Here is a 19,923-nt window from a genome sequence, read left to right as displayed (position 1 = left end):
TTCAACCGCACAGCCTCTTCGACGGCGATCTCGTCGAAGGGGTTCATGCTCATCTTGACGTTGGCGATGTCAACGCCCGTGCCGTCGCTCTTGACGCGAACCTTGACGTTGTAGTCGACGACCCGCTTGACGGGGACCAGAATCTTCATGGTTGTTGCCTCTGTTGTACTGAAATGTTGGAAGGCATCAGCCCCCCAGTACGCCCGCTTCTTTCAGCCGGGCGATGCCTGCGGCGTCCCGGTGCAGCAGTTGTTCGAGGATGGCCGGGCCGTCGGCGCCGAGCGCAGGAATGTGCGCGCGGGGGCCCGCGTTGCCATGCGTCATCCGAAAAGGCGTGCCCGCGACGACGAAGGCGCCGGCGCCGTCGTTCATCTCGCACATCGTTCCGCGCTCGCGCACCGTCGGCAGCGCCATCGTCTCCTTGATGTCGAGATAGCGCGAACAAGGCACGTGGTGTGCGTCCAGGATGCGCTCGCACTCCTCGGCGGTGTACTGCGTGGCCCACTTCGCCAGTTCGGCCAGGAATTCGTCCCAGTGCTTCTGGCGTCCGCGGCCGGTGGCGAAGCGCGGATCGTCCAGCCATTCGGGATGGCCCGTGGCTTCGCACAAGGCGATGAAGTTGTCCTGCGTGGTGGGCGCCACCACCAGGTGCCCGTCGCTCGCCGGCGTCGGCTTGTAGACGAAGTGGATCGGCTGCTCGGGGAACTGGGCTTCGCCCACCTCGCACACCATCAGGCTGATCATCGAGTCGAGCAGCGACAGGTCGACATAGTCTCCCTTGCCCGTGCGCTGGCGCTGCACCAGCGCCGCCTGGATGCCGCCGAAGGCGAGCGAGCCTCCCAGCACGTCGGCGACGAAGATGCCTGTGTTGGGCGGCCGGCTGGCGTCGTCCTGGTAGGAGCGAAGCGCGCTGTCGAAGCCCGAGAGCGCATGCAGCGTCGGCGCGTAGGCCCCCTTGCCGTCGCCGGACTTGCCCTGGCCGAAGCCCGAGATCGAGCAGTAGACCAGCCGCGGATTGATCTCGCTCAAGGTCTCGTAGCCGAGGCCCAGTCGCTTCATCACGCCCGGTCGGAAGTTCTCCACCACCACATCGGCTTCCTTGACCAACTCATGGACGATGTCGCGCGCTGCGGGGCTCTTGAGGTCGAGCACGATGCTGCGCTTGCCGCAATTCAGCGACGCGTAATAGCTGCTGCGGCCTTCGCGCAGGGGAGGACGGCTGCGCGTGAGGTCGCCGGTCTTCGACTCGATCTTGATGACGTCGGCGCCAAGGTCGGCCATCAGCCGCGTGCAGTACGGACCCGACATGACGAAGGTGAAGTCGAGCACTCGCACGCCGGAGAGTGCACCCTGGGCGCTCGGAGAAATCGCGGGCATGAACGTGCTCAGCGAAAACCGAGCGCCCGACGGGCGATCACCATCCGCTGGATCTGGTTGGTGCCCTCGTAGATCTGCAAGACCTTGGCATCACGCATCATGCGTTCGACATGGTTGCCGCGTACGTAGCCGTGACCGCCGAGGATCTGCACAGCGTCGGTCGTGACCTTCATCGCGGTGTCGGTGCAGAAGCACTTGACCATCGAAGCCATCTCCGTGAGTCGATCGGTTCGACCGGCGTCGATCGCACGCGTGCACTTGTAGAGCAGGGCGCGCGCCGCCTCGATCTGGATGTGCATGTCGGCCAGCATGAACTGCAGGCCCTGAAATTCGCCGATCGCCTTGCCGAAGGCCTTGCGCTCCCTGGCGTAGGCGACCGCGATGTCGAAGGCGCCCTGCGCGACGCCTACCGCGCTAGCCGCGACCGTCGGACGGTTCAGGTCGAGGATGTGCATGCACGAGAGGAATCCCTTGCCTTCCTCGCCCATGCGGTTCTCCACCGGCACCCGCACGTTGTCGAAATAGATGTCGGCATGCGGCGTGCCGCGCTGGCCCATCATCTTCTCGCTCTGGCCGAGCGAGATGCCGGGCGACTTCATGTCGACGATGAAACAGCTGATGTTGTCCACGCCGCGCTTGGCCGTGTCGCCGGTCTTGGCGAACAGCGTGATGTAGTCGGCCAACGGCGCCATGGTGATGAAACACTTCTGGCCGTTGACCACATAGTGGTCGCCGTCGCGCACCGCGCTGGTCCGCATCGCGCCCACGTCGGAGCCTGCATGCGGCTCGGTGATGGCGACGGAGCTCACGACCCCGCCCTTGGCCACCAGCGGCAGCCATTTGCGGCGCTGCTCCTCGGAGCCGAAATGAAGCAACGGCAGCACGAAGGAGATCGTGTTCTGGTTGATGAGCTGGGCGCCGGTCATCGAGACCTTGGCGACAAGTTCCTTGGCCATGCAGGTCGTCGTGAGGTCGAGTCCCGGGCCGCCGTATTCCTCGGGCACCCTGGCCTGCATGAGGCCCAGTTCACCGAAGACCGAGATCAGGTGCTTCGGAAATGTTTCGGTCTCGTCCATCTCCTGGGCCAGCGGTGCGATTTCCTTGTCGACCACGCGTTGCAGGCTGTCGAGCAGGGCTTCCTGCAGTTCGGTGCGTTCTTCCATGTGTGTCTCCGTGAATGCGTCTGTGGAGCCAATGGTGCTTCTCGCGCCCGGACATGGAAATAACTGCGCCTGCACATCATCTGTGAATCGGCTTCACGGATGAAGTGCGCGCGGCCGCCGCGTTCGCGGGCTGACGTCGCGACAGCGACGACTACAGCATCGATGCAGATCGCGATGCCATCATCACGGCGATGCGTCGGACCCAGCGTCCATTCGCATGCCGCTTGCCGCGTCGAACAGATGCACCGCGCCCGTCTTCGGACGCAGGTGCATGACATCTCCCGGCGCCAGGGCCAGGCGATCATGGAACAGGGCGATCACCTGCGTATCGCCCAGGCGCAGGCTGAGTTGAGTCTCGGAACCCAGTGGCTCGACCAGCAGAACTTGCGCTGGCGTACCTTCGCCCGCGGCGCGGATCTCGAAGTGCTCGGGCCGGATACCGCAGACGGCCTCGCGTCCCTCGTGCAGGAGCGTGGCAGCCGATGAGAGGGGCAACAGTGCGCCTGCGGCCGCAAAGCCCTTCGGCGTGCAGCGACCGGGGATGAAGTTCATCGCCGGCGAGCCGATGAAGCCCGCCACGAACTGATTGGCCGGACGGTCGAAGAGTTCGAGCGGCGAGCCGACCTGCTCGACCCGACCCGCATTGAGCACCACGATGCGGTCCGCCATCGTCATCGCTTCGACCTGGTCATGCGTGACATAGACCGTGGTCGTCTTGAGGCGCTGGTGGAGGCCCTTGATCTCGCCGCGCATGACGATGCGAAGCTTCGCATCCAGGTTGGACAGGGGCTCGTCGAACAGGAACACCTGCGGATCGCGCACGATGGCGCGCCCCATGGCGACACGCTGGCGCTGGCCGCCGGAGAGCTGGCGCGGATAGCGCTCGAGCAACTGCGCCAGCCCCAGGATGTCGGCCGCCCAGCGCACGCGCTCGGCGATCTCCGATTTCGGCCGCCCGCGGTGCTCCAGCGAGAAACCCATGTTGGCCGCCACTGTCATGTGCGGATAGAGCGCGTAGTTCTGGAACACCATCGCGATGTCGCGGTCCTTCGGATCGAGGTCGGTCACGTCGCGCCCGCCGATCCGGACGCGGCCGTGCGTGACGGCCTCCAGCCCGGCGATCATGCGCAGCAAGGTCGATTTTCCGCAGCCCGAGGGGCCCACCAACGCCACGAACTCGCCGTCGTGGATGTGCAGGTCCAGCCCGTGGATGACCTGCACGGCGCCGAAGCGTTTCTGGATTCCGGAGAGAAGGACTTCTGCCATGAACGAGATTGGGATGTGGAAGCTCAGCCTTTGAGCCCCGTGTGGGCCAGTCCTTCGACGAACTGCTTCTGCGCCAGCACGAAGACGATCAGCACAGGCAGCGCGGTGAGCGTGGCCGCGGCAAGCTGGATGTTCCACATCGGCCCGCCGTAGGCATCGGTGTACTGCGTGAGCGCCTGCGGCAGCGTGAACTTGGATGGCGTCGACAGGAAAACGATCGGCTCCAGGTACAGGTTCCAGCTGTGGAGGAAGGTGAAGATCGCCACCGACGCCAGGGCCGGCCGCGCCAGTGGCAATGCGATGGTGCGGAAGATCTTGAAGCGCCCGAGGCCATCCACGCGCGCGGCTTCTTCCAGTTCCTGTGGCAGCGCGATGAAGAACTGGCGCATCACGAAGGTCGCGAAGACGCTGGGCGCGCCGAAGACCGGAATCAGCACCAGCGGCCAGTGCGTATTGACCCAGCCGAGCCTCAGGAACATCCGGAACAGCGGAACGATGGTCACTTCGGAAGGGATCAGCAAGCCGGTCAGCACGACGACGAACAAGGCATTGGCGCCGGGGAAGCGAATGCGTGCAAAGGCATAGCCGGCCATTGACGAGATGGCGAGCGTGGCCGCCGTCACCACCGCCGCGATCCATGCCGAGTTCCAGTACTGCTGCGCGAAGGGCTGGACCGTGAACACCTGCTTGTAGGTGCTCCAGTCCGGGTGCGTCGGAAAGAGCTGCGGCGGAAACACGAAGATGTCGCTGATCGGCTTGAGCGAAGACGTCAGCATCCACCAGGTCGGGAACACGAAGGGAATCAGCAGCACGCACAGCAGCCCGTACAGCACGACCTTCATGCGCGCGGAGATCTCACTGTTCATGGAAGACGAACTTCTTGCGCATCTGCCACTGGGCCAGTGTCAGCAACGCAACGATCGCGAACAGCACGATCGCCAGCGTCGAGCCATAGCCGAAGCGATGGAACTGAAAGGTCTGCTGGTAGAGGTAATACACCAGCACCGTCGTCGACACGCCCGGCCCGCCTTGCGTCAGCACTGCGATCTGTGCGAACACTTGCAACGAGCCGACGATCGTGATGATGGACGTCAGCAGGATCGTCGGGCTGATGAGCGGCAGCGTGATGCGGCGGAACTGCTTGAAGCGCGGCGCCCCGTCGATGCGTGCAGCCTCGTAGAGTTCGCGCGGCACGCCCTGCAGCGCTGCCAGGAAGAGCACCATGTTGAGCCCCACGTTCTTGAACACCTGCACCACGATCACCGAGAGCATGGCGGTGGCGGGCGCGCGCAGCCAGTTCGGCCCTTCGACGCCCACCAACTTGAGCACGCCGTTGATGCCGCCGTTGTGCTGCAGCAGGAAGCCCCACACGATGGTCCAGGCGACCAGCGAGACCACCACTGGCGAGAAGAACAGCGTGCGAAACACAGTGATGCCCGCAAGCTTCTGGTTCAGCAGCACGGCAAGCAGCAGGGCCAGGCTCATGTTCAGGACCACCAGCCCGGCCGAGAACAGCGCCGAGGCCAGCAGCACGCCGGGCAGGGTGGGGTCGCTCAGCAACAGTTCGTAGTTGCGCGCGCCGGTGTAGTTGAAGGTGTTGGCCAGCACGTTCCACTCGTGCAGCGAATACCAGAACACCAGCACCAGCGGCACGAGCACGAACACCAGCGTGCCCGCCAGTTGCGGCGCGGCGAACAGCAAGCCCGCTACGCTGTCGCGCCGCGCGATCGTCCAGAACGGCCGTGGCGTGGCGAGCGGCAACTCTGGCGCGGGATCTGGTGAACCAGCCATGGCGCTTGCAGCGGCGCCTTACTGCGCGAGCAGCGGGCCGATCTGGGCGCAGATCGCGCGTGTCGCCGCCGGGATGTCGGCCTGGGGCTGCCAGACCGCGTCGAGGCCGGAGCGCACCATCTGCTGGAGCCGCGCGAAGTCCGTGTGCGCAGGCATCACCTTGCCGGTCGAGATGCCCGAGACCACGACCTTGTCGAGTTGTGCCGGCGAAAGCAGCGCGTTGGTCTTGCCGAGCACCTCGGCGTTGAGCAGTGACTTGCGCGCCGAGGGGAAGAACTGCGCCAGCTTGGCCGAGTTCTCCGGGTTGGTCATGTAGCCGACGAATGCGGTCGCCATCGCCGCGTCCTTGCCCGCCTTCAGCACGCCGATGCCGGCCTGGCCGACGATCGCGTAGTCACCCACCGGACCCTTGGGTAGCGGCACCAGGTCCCAATCGAAGCGCTTGTCCTTGGGCAGCAGCGAAGCGCGGCTGATCTGCGTGATCGTCATCGCGGCGTCGCCGGCGAAGAAGTCGACGTTCTGGCCCGGTCCGGGAATCGCCTTCTTCACGAAGATCGCGTCGTGGATGAAACCCAGGGCATCGACCATGGGCTTGTCGGCGAAGGTGCAGCGCTTGCCATCCGCACTCCAGGGCGCCGCGCCCCAGGCATTCCAGACCGAGGACAGGTACTGCCATGCCTGGTAGTTGAAGTCGCGCACCACCAGGCCGCCCTTGCCGGACTGCGCCACTGCTTGCGCGGTCGCAATCGCATTGGGCCACGTCCATTGCCCGGCGGCGATGAGTTCCGCCGGGGTCTTGGCGCCCGCCTTTCGGATGAGGTCGTTGTTGACGAACACGGCGAAGGGCGAGGTCGAGAAGGGATAGGCGTAGAGCACGCCGTCCTTGGACCAGCGCTCGGCGGCGGACGGGCTGATCTCGGCCACGTTGTAGCCCGGCGTGGCGGCGAGCGCCTTGGTGAGCGGCACGAGCGCGCCCGAGTTGACGAAGTCGTAGGCGCTGGTTTCGAAGATCCAGGCCATGTCCGGTGCGTTGCCGCCGGCGATCTGCGTGGTCAGCGCGGTGGTGTAGTTCTCGAAGGGCAGCGACTCGAAGCTGACCGTGACGTCGGGGTGTTCCTTCTTGAAGCCTTCGGCGATGCCGTTGAAGAGCTTGAGGTGCGCTTCATTCGCGCTCCAGATGGTCATGCGCAGCTGGGTCTCGGCCGACGCGCCGGCGGCCAGGGCCAGCGACAGGGCCAAGCCGCCGGCAATGGCGCGGAGCGTGACGGACTTCTTGCGTTGGAACATGGTGGTCTCCTCGGTGTCTCGATATCAATAGGCGCGCACGTCGGGCCAGCGTGTTTCCACGCCTGCGCGCGCCAGCAGCGCCTGGAAGGTGGCGAGTCGTGCGTCGTCGGCCTGCACCTGATGCGGCGTGGCGTTGTGGTCGAGGCAATGGGCGGCCAGCATCCCGGCCACTTCGCCCACGTTCCATTCCACCGGGTGCAGCCGGTAGCAGCCATTGGTGATGTGTGTGGTGGCGATGTTCTTGCCGCCGGCCAGCAGGTTCGTCATGCGGCGCGGCAGCAAGGCGCCGAGCGGAATCTCGAAGGGGCAGGACGGCACGTCGATGTAGTTGTCGCCGCCCGTGGACGGGTGCAGGTCGATGCGGTACATGCCCACGCCCACGCTGTCGCGGTAGCGCACGGCGCCCCGGTCGCCGCGCACGGCATGCGACAGGTGCTGCTCGACGATGCGCGTCACGCCGAGGATGCGGCGACCCTCGCGGATATAGGGCGCCATGGCCAGGCCGTGCGAAGTGCCGGTGACGTCGCCGCGAAGCCGCAGTCCCGGAAAGCCCGCGCCGCCATCGGTGCGCGGCGCCTCGGTCTGCAGCCAATAGAAGACCGAGTGCGACAGCTCGGCCGCCGATTGCAGATGGCGCGCCTTCTCGGCCTCGGACACATCGAGGATCGAGCCCTCCATGTAGTCGATCATGGGCCAGTTCACCAGGCAGATGTCCGAGGCGTAGGCGCCCGGCGTGAAGTTGCGCCGCGCGGCGATGCGTCTGAACGTCCACAGGTTCTGGTCGCCGCCGCTTTTGCGCTGGTCGGCATCGACCAGCAAGGGATCGTCATCCGGGTTGGGCGTGAAGGAGCGCTCGGTGATCTCCAGCGTGCGCGGATTCGGCGCCTTGAAGCCCAGCAGCGGCCCGCCCCAGAAGTGCGGCTGGTACGCACGCCAGAAGTCGTAGTTGCGCGGCTTGTCGATGGTGTGGTCGCCGTCGACGTGGTCGATCGCGAAGCAGATCGAGACCGCCTGCACGTTGTGCGGCTGCGCCGTGGTCGGCGCGCTCGGTTCACCCGTGTCGGGCTGGCTCTCGAAACCGATCACGTACTCGCAGCCCGTCAGTGGCAGGAGGTCGCCCAGTTCGGTCGCGTCGATCACGAAGGCGGCTTCGACCGTGATCTCGTCGGCCGTGTCGCGATGGCGCAGCGTCACCGCGCGCACCGTGTCGCCCTGGGTGTCTGCCGCGATGGGACGGTAGGGTTGCAACACCGTCAGGCGGCCGGCGCCGCGATGGGGCGCCAGCATGGCTTCGAGCACCGCCAGACCGACGCGCGGCTCGGCGCAGATGCGGCTGACCCAGCCCGCGCCCGGGTTGAGTTCGTCCCACGCGCGGCTGGCCGCGGTGAGCGGGTAGTGGTCGCGGTAGTAGCGCCGGATGCCGTCGCGCAGCGTGCGATAGCGGCGTGTGACGCCGAACTGCTCCACCCAGCTGTGCTCGTCCGGCGGCACCGCCTGGCTGGTGAGTTGCCCGCCGATCCAGTCGTACTCCTCGCTCATCACCACCGTGCGGCCGGCTTCCAGCGCACCCAGCGCGGCGGCCACGCCGCCCAAGCCGCCACCGACCACGAGGATGTCCGTCTTCATTTCTCGCATGCTTGTGTCGTTCCAGTGGGTGAGTTCGCAGGGTTCAGCGCGCCTTCGCGGGGCCGAGGGTTTCGCCGCGGATCGGCTCGCAGGGCAGCAGCACTTGTTGCACCGCTTGCGTCATGCCGCCTTCCACGCGTCGCACGAGCATCGCGGTGGCTTGGCGACCCATCTCCTCGCGCGGAATGGCGAACGACGCGAAGCGCGTGTCGCTGCCTTCCGTGCGGACGTGCGAGCCCAGCGCCACGACTGAGAAATCGGCCGGCAACCCCAGCCCGCGTGCTCTTGCCGCACGCTCGAGGCGCACTGCATCGGCCAGTTCGACGCAGAAAGCCGCGGTCGCGCCACTGGCCAGCAACGCATCGAGCAACTCGCCGTCGTCGGCCGTCGTGTCCGGCAATTGAAGGACCAGTTCGAGGTCGTTGCCGAGCGCGGCTGTGAATCCCGTCCAGCGATCCAGCGGCGATTCGGCCGGGCCGATCGACCCGAGATAGGCCAGCCGCCGATGCCCCAGTTCGCGTGCCTGCCGCACCAGCGCGCCGGTGGCCGTCGCGTAGTCGCCACCGACGAAGGGCACGGGCCCGCCCGCATCCTCGCGCCGGCCGATCGCGACGAAGGGATAGTCGCCCGCCACCAGCCGCGCGAGTTCGGCCCGGTCGAAGGTCTTGCCCAGCACGATGCAGCCGTCGGCGATGCGCAGTCGGCCTTCCTCCGCAAATATCTTTCGCTGGACGCCTTCGCCTGCGCCGGTCAGGAGCAGCAGGTCGTAGCCGCGCGCCTGCGCCTCCTCCTCGATGCCGAACAGGAAGGGCAGGAAGAAGTCGGCGTGGGCGTTCGGGAAAGCCGGCTCGTAGGTGAACACGCCCAGGATCCGGTTCGAGCCCCTGGCCATGCGGCGGGCGATCGGATCGGGCACGTAGCCGGTGTCGCGAATGATCTTCTGCACCCGTTCGCGCGTTTCCTGCGGAATGCGCGCCAGCGCGTTCTCGGCGCCGTTGAGCACCAGGGACACCGTCGCCTGGCTCACGCCTGCGAGCTTGGCAATGTCTTGCTGGGTGATGCGGCGAGCGGCGGGCATGGGCTTTGCTGATGCGTATTACCGAGTTGGTAATGCGCATTATCAGCAAAACTTTCAAGAAAATCGAGGTGGCAAAGGCGAGGGATTTCCCGAGGAATTTCCTGGGGCTCAGGGGGTTTCGATCGCTCCGACCTCGAAGAGATACGACTGGGAGCGAAGCCTCCTCTTGTCGAAGCCGGCCTCCCAGGGAAACCGCTCTTTTCCGTCGGGCCACACGATCTGCACGTAGTTGTAGCGACCGCGTGCGAGCTGGGGAGGGACCAGCAGTTCGATGCGGGAAGCGTCTGCCGACCGTGGCATCAATGGAACCCGCGCGGCGCCGAGGACCATGACGCCTTCGTGCACGGGTTCGCCTGCCTTCACACGTTCCGCGATGACGTCGAAGACCCCCTTGGCCTGCGGCGGTGCGACGCCGAACATGATCAAGTCCGGATGCGCGAAGGTTTTCTGCAATCCGACCGTGTAGACGAAGGTCGCGGCCGTGTTCCTTGTGCCGACGCCCGCCATGGCCCAGCCTTCCCGCGCGATGCGGCGCTTGAGAGTCGCGACAACCTCGGGTTGGATGAACATCGATCCCACCATATCGCAGCAATGCCGAACAATCGTCCGGCGCCAGTATCTCGCGTCACCGAAAGCACTGACAACCAATCGCTGCGGGTGGGTGCGCCTTCATGGCGCTGACGTCTACCTCGTGGCCGTGTGAAGTTCGGCCTTGGCATCCCCGTCGGCCGCTGTCTCTTCGTACGCCCTGCCGCCGGGCACCAGGGCCGAGTGTGCGCGGCGCGAATGGATCAGCGGATAGAACATCTCCACGAACCAACGCTCCTTGCCGAAGGTTAGGTCGTCCTGCAGACCGACCTTGGCCGGGTAGCGACGGGTGATCTTGGCCGTGCCGAAGATCATGTCCCAAATGAACAGCAGATTGCCGAAGTTGCCCTTGTAGTGGCCGATGCCGTCGTCGTTGGTGAGCGCGTGGTGCGCCCAGTGCGTGGCCGGCGTCGAGACTGTGCGTTCGAGCACCCAGGCGAGGGGGTGCAGCCACTTCGTGCGGTACAGCGGCGCATCCCACGGCACGGCACTGTGCGCGCCCAGGATCACCGTGAGCTTGACCACGATGTAGACGAGGTAGGCGTCACCGAAACCCAGGTAGATGAGCACGCCGGAAGCCCACAGGCCCGGCATCATCAGGTAGTAGAAGAAGTTGTTCCGGTACGTGATGCGGATGCTCATGTAGTGCGCGGTGTGGTGCGCACGATGCAGCGGCCACAGCAGCGGCGAGTGCGAGATGCGATGCCACCAGTACTGCGTCATGTCGTCGGCGACCAGCAGGATCGCGCCCATGGCCCACCACGGCAGGTGCGCCCACGCCCCGCGCTGGCCGGGCATGGCCAGTTCGCTCAGCTTGCCCGTCACCCCGAAGATGAAGGGCTGCGACACCGCCAGCAGCGCCAGGAACATGAACAGTTCCAGCTTGGTGTCGTCCTTGGTGGCATTGAAGCGTTCGTGCTTGCCGGAGCGGATCTCCAGCACGGCAAAAAACAGGATGATCGCGACGAGCACGATGTTTTGGATGAGATTCACCAGGTTGTCTCCTTGGCTTTGATCGGCAGGCCGGGTCCTGTGTCTGAACGCCGGGGCTCTTGGAATGAGCGCGATTGTTCAGGCGAACTCCGATTGAGTCCAATGCATAGTTGGTCAAGAATGAATGCAGTGGACGCAATTGCCAATGAAGGAGCGGCTCATGGACCTCAAGCGCTGGGCACACATCGTCGCGGTCGCCGACCGGCGAAGCTTCATCCGTGCCGCCGAACAGGTGCACCTCAGCCAACCGGCGCTCACCCGCAGCATCCAGGCGGCGGAAGCCGAGCTGGGACTGCAGTTGTTCGACCGCGGAACGCTGGAGGTGGTGCCGACGCCCGCGGGTGAGTTCGTCGTCGCGCGGGCCCGGCAACTGGTGTTCAACAGCCGTTGCCTGGAACGCGACGTCGAGCTCTACCGCAGCCGCGGCCTGGGCGACACGGCGTTCGGCGCGGGTCCGTTTCCCGCAGCCACCTTCCTGAAGCCGCTGCTGGCCGCGATGCGGCGCGAGTTTCCCGGCATCAACCTGCGCGTCGAGATCAGCAACTGGCAACTGCTGCTGAAGCGCCTGCTCGAGGAAGACATCGAGTTCTTCATTGCCGACCACAGGGACCTCCCTTCGGACCCCAACCTGCATATCCGGCCGCTGCGCAGCGATCCGGGGGGCTTCTATGTGCGTGCCGGCCATCCTCTGACGGAGGGCGGCTCCGTCACGCTGAAGCAGGTCTGGACGCATGGCGTCCTCTCCGTGCGGTTGCCTGTCGACGTGCGCGCGGCGCTCTGTCGCCTTCTCGGCCTTGAGTCGTCGGCGGAAATCTCCCTGGCCCTCGAATGCGACGACGTCGAGGTGCTGAAGGACGTCGCGCTCGCCTGTGACTCGGTCCTGGCTGCGACGCATGCCTCCGTGACAAAGGAGGTCGCGGCCGGCAAGCTTCACCCGGTGAAAGTGACCGGGCTGCCACCTTTGTCAACGGAAATGGGCATCGTCACCCTGCGCGGTCGCACACCGTCGCCGATGGCCGAACTCATCATCAGCCGGTTGCCGAGCGTGGAGGCAGTTGCACCTTGAGGCGGGCCCGGCGCCCGGTGCCAACGATCAGGCGGGAGAGCATGTCGTCGAGCTCCGCATCGGTATCAAGCATCGGCCGTCGTCACGGGAGGCGAGGCGACCATCCGTCGAAGCGCATTCTTCTTGCGTACCTGCAAGACGAACGAGACCACCTGCCAGCCGATGAAAAATGCAATGAGCGCCATCAGCGTGCCACTGATGGGCCGCGTGAAGAACGTGGTGAAACTCCCACGGCTCAGCAGCAATGCGCGGCGGAAGTTCTCTTCCAGCATGGGGCCCAGGATGAAGCCCAGCATCAGCGGAGCGGCGTCCAGCTCCAGCCGCATGAACATGTAGCCCATGAGGCCGAACGCAGCCGTGATGTAGATGTCCTCCAGGCTGTTGTTCACACTGTAGGTGCCGACGCAGCAGAAGAAGAGGATCGACGGGAACAGCACGCTGTATGGGATCTTGAACACCGAGAGCCAATAGCGCACCAGTGGCACGTTCAGCACCAGCAGGAAGACATTGCCGATCCACATGCTGGCCACCAGGCCCCAGAAGAGCTCGGGGTGGCTGGCAATCATGTTCGGCCCCGGCTGGATGCCCTTGATGATGAAGGCCGCCAGCATCAATGCCATCACGGCGTTCTCCGGGATGCCGATGCTCATCAGCGGGATGAAGCTGGTGCGCGCTGCCGCCTCGTCGGCCGCGGCCTGGCCGGCCACGCCTTCGATGCAGCCTGTGCCGATCTCGTGCTTGTACTTGCTGACCTTCTTGTCGATGGCGTACGCCGCGAACTGCGCAATCGTGGGACCGCCGCCGGGCAGGATCCCCAGGAACGAGCCTACGACGCTGCCGCGCAGGGCGCTCGGGATGATCCGCTTGAACTCCGCCCACGTCGGGATCAGGTGGATCTTGCCGTTGAAGGGCGAGCGTTCCTCACGGGAATCAAGGTTCTTCGTGATCTCGGCGATGCCGAAGCAGCCCAGCGCGATGCTCACGATGCCGACGCCGTCGATCAGGAAGGGCAGGTCCAGCGTGAAGCGCGCGAGCCCGCTGTTCACGTCGGTGCCGACCGTGCCGAGCAGCACACCGATCATGCACATGGCCAGGCCGTTGAGCAGGCTGCCCGTGGTGACGAAACTCACGCACACGAAGCCCACCATCATCATGGCGCAGTAGTCCGCCGGACCGAAGAGGAAGGCCACTTCACCCAGCATGGGCGCCAGGAACGCCAGCACCAGGATGGCGACCGAGCCGCCGATGAAGCTGGAGACGCCTGCGGTGAACAGCGCAAGGCCCGTCTTGCCCTTGAGCGTCATCTGGTAGCCGTCGATGCACGCGACGATGCTGCTGGCGTGCGGGATCTTCATCGTGATGGCGCTCACGCTGTCGCCGTACTGCGCGCCGTAATAGATGCCCGCCAGCATGATCAGCGCACCCGTGGTGGGGATGGAGTAGGTCAGCGGCAGCAGCAGGCTGATGGTGGCCAGTGGGCCCAGGCCGGGCAGCAGGCCGACCAGGGTGCCCACCGTGCAGCCGATGGCGCAGAACAGCAGGTTCTGCAGGGTCAGGGCGTGTGAAAAGCCGAACGCCAGGTTGTTGAGGACGTCCATCAATAGAGCGGCAGGTTCAAGCCGAGGAATTTTTGAAGGACCAGAGCCATCGCGACCAAGGCGGCGGAAATCTTGACGTTGCGCACCCACGAGTAGGAAGTGCCGGCCAAGGTGGAGAAGAACACCATGAAGATGATCCCCACGATCATGTTCACGTAGGTGGAAATCAGTGCCAGGCCACAGAGACTCGCCAGGATGATGGCGATGTTCTTGAAGTTGAGGTTCAGTTGCACGCGCTCGACGTAGAACGATCGAATCACGGTGATCACGCCGATCAGCAACAAGAGTGAACTCACCAGCGCGGGAAACAATCCCGGTCCCGCGCGACTGAAATCCCCGATCGGGTAACGCAGCGCCTGAAGGCCGAAGGCGAGTGAGATCGCCATGAGGAATAGACCTCTGACAAGATTTCGGTTCATACGCTGAATTCCTCCGGATTCCACAAGAGCGGGCGCCCATGGTCATTTCCTGTTCCTGATCGGAATCTGACGGACGCGTGAGGGGAATTACGTACCGGGAATCAACAGAGAGACATTCGACGAGACTCGAATGTGTCTCGTCGATTTGACGTCAATCAGGCCGTCGTCGCATCCTTGCGTCGAAGGTCACCACTGAACCAGGACGGCAGCCACGAGCACGATCAACGCATAGCGCGTGAACTTGTAGACGGTGGGGTTCCAGGCCTTGAAGCGGCGCCGCCACCGGCCGGTGACGAGCGAGATGCGGAACATTCTGCTGATCAGGCCGGTGCGGTCGCCGACATCATTGGGCGATGCCGCCGCAGTCATCACGTAGCGGGCGAAGGCGCGGTTGATCGCCTCGGCCCAACGGAAGCGCAAGGGTCGCTCCAGGTCGCACAGCAGGATCAGCCGTGTGCGGTCGGTGTCGTTGCGCACCCAGTGAATGAAAGTCTCGTCGAAGACGACGGAGGCGCCGTCACGCCAGCTGTAGGGTTCGCCATCGACCCATATCCGGCAACGGTCGTCATTCGGCGTGGACAGTCCCAGGTGATATCGCAGCGAGCCCGCGTAGGGGTCGCGATGGCGCTTGAGTTCGGCGCCGGGCGGAAGCTCTGCGAAAAGCGCGCCCTTGATGCGGGGCACGCGCTGCAGCAACTCGACGGTGCGGGGGCAATACCGCGCGGCGGAGCGCGGCGATTCCTCATACCACTTGAGGTAGAAGCGCTTCCAGCCATGCTTGAAGAACGAGTTGAAACCCGCGTCGTCGTTCTTCTCCGAAGCCTTGATGCGGCGAAGGGCCGCCAAGGCCTCGGCCTCACCGCGGATCGTCTCCCATTCGGTCTCCAGCTCGCGCAGTCCCTCGAATTGATCCACGCTGACGTAGGGCGTCGTCGGCACGCGGGACAGCGTGTAGAGCATCACATTGAGCGGGGCCAGGAAAGCGGAATGATCGAACAACTGCTTGCGGAAGCGGTGACGCTCTTTTCCGCGCAGGTGCACGTAGATGATCGACGCCAAAAAAAAGCCCACCGCAATTGCTTTGAGCATCTTCTCTTCCCAATCTCCGGCAGCACACTCCCTTGCCCGATTTGGTATCGGAAGATAGTCCTTTAGCTGCTGCGTTGGTGTAGGGAAAATCCGACGTGCGCTGTGGCGCTTACCAGCACGCTCGACTCATTCAGCCTTGGGGGAGTGACGCTGCCACGGGGGCAACTCGGCGCCGCAGTCGCTGCAGAACTTGGCATCAGGCGCGTGGCCTTCGCTCAGGCATTCGTGACACGTGCGTGTGGTGGGTTCGTGACGCAGTCGTTGCGAGGTGAGTTCCGCACTCACGATGCCGGTCGGTACGGCAAGCGTGCCCCAGCCCAGCAGCATCATCATGGAAGCGATAAAGCGACCGATGTCCGTATGGGGTGCGATGTCGCCGAAGCCGACGGTGGTCAATGTGGTGATGGCCCAGTACACGCCAGTCGGGATGCTGGTGAAGCCGTTCTCGGGTCCTTCCACGAGGTACATGAGCGTCCCCATGATCACAACGACCAGCATCACGAAGGCCATGAAGACGAGGATCTTCCGCCTCGACGAAGCAAGCGCGTGCCCGAGGGCGCCGAATTCCGCGACGTACTCGGTGAGCTTGAGGATCCGGAAGATGCGCAGCAGCCGCAACAGCCGAACATCGATCAGCGCATTCGCGCCGGGCACGAAGACCGCGATGTAGGAGGGCAACAGCGCCAGCAGATCGATGATGCCGAACACGCTTCTCGCGTAGCGCAAGGGGCGCCGTACGCAGACAAGCCGGGCCACGTATTCGATCGTGAGCGCAATGGTGAAGGTCCATTCGAGGACGTCGAGCAAGGTCTCGTGCTTGGCGTGGATCGAAGCGACGCTGTCGAGCATGACCACGGCAACGCTGGCCAGGATCACGGCGATGAGCGCCAGGTCGAATCGACGTCCAGCGCGCGTATCGGCTTCGAAAATGATGGTGTAGGCGGTCAGTCTCCACCCATGATCGGGCCGTCCGAACTTTGAATCCGAGACCGGCGGGGAGGGTTGTGTTGCCATCGCCGGAATCGTATGCCATTCGCTCGCCGAAATGGTCGCGCGGCCTGCCGTCTGCATAATTGGTGCGCCCGCTCTTTTGTTCCCACACGATGCCCGTCGAGACCCCACGCGAAACGCAGACCGCACGCTTCCAGGAAAAACGCGACGCCATCCTGAGCGCGGCCGCCTCGCGGTTCAACGAGCAGGGCGTGAAGGGCGCGACGCTCGCCGACATCGCGGCCAGCGTGGGACTGGTGACCGACAGCGTCACCAACGACGCTGCCCCATCCCAGGCATGGACTCCCTGATCGCCGCTTCCGGGCGCGCCCTTGCCGCCGGCGATGCACTCGGTGCGCTCAAGCGGATCGCGCTGCGCGACGATCCGCCGGCGTTGGCCTTGCGCGGCATCGCCATGGCCCAGCTCGGCGAGCATCCGCGCGCCCGCGAGTTGTTGCGCCGCGCCGCGCGCGCCTTCGGCAGCCACGAAGTCCTGGCGCGTGCGCGTTGCGTCGTCGCCGAGGCCGAAGTGGCGCTGGCGATGCGCGATCTGGGCGGCTCGACGCGATCGCTGGCTGCGGCGGCCGCGACGCTCGAGGCGCATGCCGATCACGTGAATGCCGTGCAGGCGCGGCTGATTGCGACGCGACGGCTCCTGCTGCTCGGTCGCCTCGAGGAAGCCGCGGCGGCGCTGGCGCGGCTCGATGCGCGTGGCCTGGCACCGTCGCTGGCGGCGGTGGCCGAACTGACTGCGGCGGAACTGTCGCTGCGCTCGCTGCGCATCGGCGCGGCGCGTGCGGCGCTCGCCCGTGCGCAGGAGGCGGCCTCTCGCGCGGGCGTGCCGGCGCTGCTGGCCGAGGTGGCGGAAGCCCGGGCCGCGCTCGATCGGCCCGCGGCCCGGCGACTTTCCGTCGACGGCGAGCAGGCGTTGCGCCTCGACGAGGTTGCGGCGCTGCTGGCCTCGGACGCATTGGTTGTCGATGCCTGCCGTCGCGGTCTGCAGGTCGGCGACGCGTGGCGGCCGCTGGCGCGCCGGCCCGTGCTGTTCTCATTGGCGCGTACGCTCGCCGCGGCATGGCCCGGCGATGTCGATCGGGAAACGCTGATCGCCTGCGCTTTCCGCACCCACCACGCCAACGAGACGCATCGGGCGCGCCTGCGGGTCGAGGTCGGTCGCCTGCGCGCGCATGTCACGGAATTGGCGCTTGTCGAGGCCACCGCGCGGGGTTTCGCGCTCCGGCCGCGCGGCGAGCGCGCCGTCGTCGTCCTGGCGCCGCCGATCGATGGCGACCAGGGGTCGGTGGTGGCATTGCTCTCCGACGGCGCAGCCTGGTCGACCTCGGCGCTGGCGCTGGCCCTGGGAGCCAGTCAACGCACCGTCCAGCGCGCCCTGGCCGATCTCGAAGCCGCCGGCAGGGTGCGTTCGATCGGGCAGGCGAGGGCGCGTCGCTGGCTGTCGCCGCCGCTCGCAGGATTCACGACGATCTTGTTACTCCCCGCCGCGCTCTCGATTGAATAGAGTTGCCTTGTCGCGCCGGGCCCCGGCGCATCACAAGGAACTCGACATGACCGGCAAGACAAGCAGAAGCAGGCCTCACACCACGGTGCGTGCGGCCGAGATCGTGCGCGAATACGGCCCCTTCGAGGGCGTCAGCAAGGTCGCCGGCGTGACGCACGACGGCCACCACATCTGGGCCGCCACCGGCACCAGGCTCGTCGCCTTCGACCCCGAGAGCGGCGAGACCACGCAAACGCTCGACCGCGCCTGCGACGCCGGCACCGCCTTCGACGGCACGTACCTCTATCAGATCGCCGAGGAGCGCATCGACAAGATCGATCCGGCCACGGGCAAGGTGATGTCGTCGATCCCGGCGCCCGGCCACGGATACGACTCGGGGCTCACCTGGGCCGAGGGCAGCCTGTGGGTCGGGGAGTACCGCGATCGCAAGATCCACCAGATCGATCCCGAGACCGGCAAGGTCAGGCGCACCATCGAATCCAACCGCTTCGTCACCGGCGTGACCTGGGTGGACGGCGAGCTGTGGCACGCGACCTGGGAAGGGGAGCAGAGCGAGCTTCGCCGGATCGACCCGGCGAACGGCACCGTGCTCGAGCGGCTGGAGATGCCGAGCGGCACTGGTGTCAGCGGGCTCGAATCCGACGGGGCGGATCTCTTCTATTGCGGCGGCGGATCGAGCGGAAAGATCCGCGTCGTGCGGCGCCCGAAAACCGACCACCCGTCGTGACTGCAAGGAGCACATCATGAACACACTGAATCATCCCGTCGTGCCGAAGGCGCAATGGATTGCCGAGCGCAAGGCACTCCTGGCCCGCGAAAAAGAGCTGACGCGCCTGCGCGACCAGATCGCCAGCGAGCGCCGCGCGCTGCCATGGGCGCACATCGACAAGGACTACGTTTTCGAGGCCCCCGAGGGTCGGCGCAGCCTCGCGGATCTTTTCGAGGGACGCCGCCAGCTTCTGGTGCAGCACTTCATGTTGGGCCCGGGTTGGGCGCAAGGCTGCCCGAGTTGCTCCTACATGGCCGATCACATCGGCGGGATGCAGGTCCACCTCGAACACCGTGACGTCACGGTGCTGGTCGTCTCGCGCGCACCGCTCGCCGAGATCGAGCGCTTTCGCCAGCGCATGGGGTGGCAGTTCAAGTGGGTGTCATCGAACGGAAGCGATTTCAACTACGACTTCGGCGTCAGCTTTACGCCCGAAGAGCGCGCCAAGGGCGACGTGAACTACAACTTCAGCATGCGCGCCTTCCCGAGCGAGGAAGCGCCTGGCGTCAGCGTTTTCTACAAGGACGATGCGGGTGAAGTCTTCCACACCTACTCGACCTACGGTCGCGGCGTGGAGGTGATGATGGGCACCTACAACATGCTGGACCTCACGCCCAAGGGCCGCGACGAGCAAGCAGGGCACGGCATGGCTTGGGTGCGCCATCACGATCGCTACGAGCCTGCGCCCGTCGCCGCCGCGGCCTGAACATCATCGAGCACGCGTCATGGCAAACCTCTGGCCGTGGCTGGTGGTCGCGGGCGTCGGCGCCCTCCATGGGCTGAACCCCACCACCGGCTGGATGTTTGCCGCCGCCTGGGGCGTGCGTTCAGGCGACAGGGTGCAGGCGTTGCGGGCGCTGGTGCCGATCGCGATCGGGCACGTCACGTCGATCGCGCTCGTGGCTGCCGCGGTGGCGTTCGGCCTGTCGATGAATCGGGGCGTGTTGCAAGCCGTCGCGGCCGGGCTGCTTGTCGTCGGTGCGATCGTTCGCCTGACCGGCCATACGCCCAAGATGGCGCGCGCGCCGGCTGGTCATGCCGGCTTGGCGCTCTGGTCGTTCTTGATGGCCACCGCGCATGGCGCCGGATTGATGCTGGTACCGGCGCTGATCCCGATCTGCATGGGAGACACGTCGGCGCGCGAGATCACCGCATCGGGCTCGCTGATGCTGGCGTTTGCCGCGGTCGGCATTCACACCGCGGCGACGCTCGCCGTCACCGGCCTGATTGCTGCCGGGGCTTGCCGTGGATTTGAAGTCGGCCTTCGGCTACGGCGCCGATGCCGACCCTGAGCACGGAGATGC

Annotated in this window: 20 protein-coding genes and 1 pseudogene; 6 read left to right on the top strand and 15 right to left on the bottom strand. The window is 65.6% G+C overall.

Translation table 11 applies throughout. The features are described 5' to 3' along the window. The 11 genes and pseudogenes from AC1DHL_RS24480 to AC1DHL_RS24430 all read right to left on the bottom strand — a co-directional run. Positions 1–149, bottom strand: a pseudogene (locus tag AC1DHL_RS24480) (electron transfer flavoprotein subunit beta/FixA family protein); the annotation flags it as partial. 37 nt (positions 150–186) lie between these two features. Continuing rightward, positions 187–1,377 carry a CaiB/BaiF CoA transferase family protein gene (locus AC1DHL_RS24475; protein ID WP_478163664.1) on the bottom strand — a complete coding sequence of 397 codons (1,191 nt, stop codon included), beginning with the start codon at positions 1,375–1,377 and terminating at the stop codon, positions 187–189. An 8-nt stretch (positions 1,378–1,385) separates the two neighbouring features. Then, positions 1,386–2,540 (bottom strand): acyl-CoA dehydrogenase family protein, encoded by a 1,155-nt coding sequence (locus tag AC1DHL_RS24470; protein WP_478163663.1) that lies wholly within the window; start codon positions 2,538–2,540, stop codon positions 1,386–1,388. Positions 2,541–2,723: 183 nt separating this feature from the next. Further along, a complete protein-coding gene (locus tag AC1DHL_RS24465; RefSeq protein ID WP_478163662.1) occupies positions 2,724–3,806 on the bottom strand; it encodes an ABC transporter ATP-binding protein in 1,083 nt (360 codons plus the stop codon). A 23-nt stretch (positions 3,807–3,829) separates the two neighbouring features. Beyond that, positions 3,830–4,672: a carbohydrate ABC transporter permease gene (locus tag AC1DHL_RS24460; RefSeq protein ID WP_478163661.1), complete on the bottom strand. Its 843-nt coding sequence runs from the start codon at positions 4,670–4,672 to the stop codon at positions 3,830–3,832. Then, positions 4,662–5,597, bottom strand: a complete 936-nt coding sequence (locus AC1DHL_RS24455) for a carbohydrate ABC transporter permease (RefSeq protein WP_478163660.1) — start codon at positions 5,595–5,597, stop codon at positions 4,662–4,664. Before AC1DHL_RS24455 ends, AC1DHL_RS24460 begins: the two co-directional genes overlap by 11 nt. Positions 5,598–5,615: 18 nt before the next feature. Then, complete coding sequence (locus AC1DHL_RS24450; protein ID WP_478163659.1) at positions 5,616–6,884, bottom strand: ABC transporter substrate-binding protein; 1,269 nt, start codon at positions 6,882–6,884, stop codon at positions 5,616–5,618. Between the two features lie 24 nt (positions 6,885–6,908). Then, the gene (locus AC1DHL_RS24445) at positions 6,909–8,510 is read right to left on the bottom strand and encodes an FAD-dependent oxidoreductase (RefSeq protein WP_478163658.1); all 1,602 of its coding nucleotides are present in this window, start codon (positions 8,508–8,510) and stop codon (positions 6,909–6,911) included. A 43-nt stretch (positions 8,511–8,553) separates the two neighbouring features. Beyond that, complete coding sequence (locus AC1DHL_RS24440) at positions 8,554–9,588, bottom strand: LacI family DNA-binding transcriptional regulator (RefSeq protein WP_478163657.1); 1,035 nt, start codon at positions 9,586–9,588, stop codon at positions 8,554–8,556. Between the two features lie 108 nt (positions 9,589–9,696). Beyond that, complete coding sequence (locus AC1DHL_RS24435) at positions 9,697–10,158, bottom strand: DUF4262 domain-containing protein (protein ID WP_478096638.1); 462 nt, start codon at positions 10,156–10,158, stop codon at positions 9,697–9,699. A 114-nt stretch (positions 10,159–10,272) separates the two neighbouring features. Next, the gene (locus tag AC1DHL_RS24430) at positions 10,273–11,172 is read right to left on the bottom strand and encodes a sterol desaturase family protein (RefSeq protein ID WP_478163668.1); all 900 of its coding nucleotides are present in this window, start codon (positions 11,170–11,172) and stop codon (positions 10,273–10,275) included. A 157-nt stretch (positions 11,173–11,329) separates the two neighbouring features. On the opposite strand from AC1DHL_RS24430, the gene AC1DHL_RS24425 reads away from it, so the two are divergent. Further along, on the top strand, positions 11,330–12,235 hold the full coding sequence (locus tag AC1DHL_RS24425; protein ID WP_478096640.1) for a LysR family transcriptional regulator: 906 nt from the start codon (positions 11,330–11,332) through the stop codon (positions 12,233–12,235). A gap of 65 nt (positions 12,236–12,300) precedes the next feature. Here the strand turns inward: AC1DHL_RS24425 and AC1DHL_RS24420 are convergent, their stop codons facing one another. From AC1DHL_RS24420 to AC1DHL_RS24405, 4 genes are all read right to left on the bottom strand, one after another. Continuing rightward, complete coding sequence (locus AC1DHL_RS24420; RefSeq protein WP_478163656.1) at positions 12,301–13,833, bottom strand: tripartite tricarboxylate transporter permease; 1,533 nt, start codon at positions 13,831–13,833, stop codon at positions 12,301–12,303. Then, on the bottom strand, positions 13,833–14,252 hold the full coding sequence (locus AC1DHL_RS24415) for a tripartite tricarboxylate transporter TctB family protein (protein ID WP_478163655.1): 420 nt from the start codon (positions 14,250–14,252) through the stop codon (positions 13,833–13,835). Before AC1DHL_RS24415 ends, AC1DHL_RS24420 begins: the two co-directional genes overlap by 1 nt. 186 nt (positions 14,253–14,438) lie before the next feature. Then, positions 14,439–15,341, bottom strand: coding sequence for an aspartyl/asparaginyl beta-hydroxylase domain-containing protein (locus AC1DHL_RS24410; RefSeq protein WP_478163654.1), 903 nt, complete (start codon positions 15,339–15,341; stop codon positions 14,439–14,441). Positions 15,342–15,467: 126 nt separating this feature from the next. After that, the gene (locus AC1DHL_RS24405; RefSeq protein WP_478163653.1) at positions 15,468–16,355 is read right to left on the bottom strand and encodes an ion transporter; all 888 of its coding nucleotides are present in this window, start codon (positions 16,353–16,355) and stop codon (positions 15,468–15,470) included. A gap of 89 nt (positions 16,356–16,444) precedes the next feature. Between AC1DHL_RS24405 and AC1DHL_RS24400 the strand changes: the two genes are divergently transcribed. From AC1DHL_RS24400 to AC1DHL_RS24380, 5 genes are read left to right on the top strand one after another with little or no spacing between them, the layout of a single operon-like run. Next, positions 16,445–16,642 (top strand): hypothetical protein, encoded by a 198-nt coding sequence (locus AC1DHL_RS24400; protein WP_478163652.1) that lies wholly within the window; start codon positions 16,445–16,447, stop codon positions 16,640–16,642. Continuing rightward, entirely contained in the window at positions 16,630–17,850 is a 1,221-nt protein-coding gene (locus AC1DHL_RS24395) for a helix-turn-helix domain-containing protein (RefSeq protein ID WP_478096651.1), read from the top strand. The genes AC1DHL_RS24400 and AC1DHL_RS24395 overlap by 13 nt, the downstream gene beginning before the upstream one ends. Positions 17,851–17,896: 46 nt before the next feature. Then, positions 17,897–18,577 (top strand): Vgb family protein, encoded by a 681-nt coding sequence (locus AC1DHL_RS24390; protein WP_478163651.1) that lies wholly within the window; start codon positions 17,897–17,899, stop codon positions 18,575–18,577. A gap of 16 nt (positions 18,578–18,593) precedes the next feature. Continuing rightward, a complete protein-coding gene (locus AC1DHL_RS24385) occupies positions 18,594–19,325 on the top strand; it encodes a DUF899 domain-containing protein (RefSeq protein ID WP_478096655.1) in 732 nt (243 codons plus the stop codon). Positions 19,326–19,344: 19 nt separating this feature from the next. Continuing rightward, a complete protein-coding gene (locus AC1DHL_RS24380) occupies positions 19,345–19,911 on the top strand; it encodes a hypothetical protein (protein ID WP_478096657.1) in 567 nt (188 codons plus the stop codon). Positions 19,912–19,923: the final 12 nt, after the last annotated feature.

Source organism: Variovorax sp. 10L426, assembly GCF_056395305.1.
Note: the sequence above shows the minus strand (reverse complement) of the source record. Positions and strands in the feature narration are given on the sequence as shown.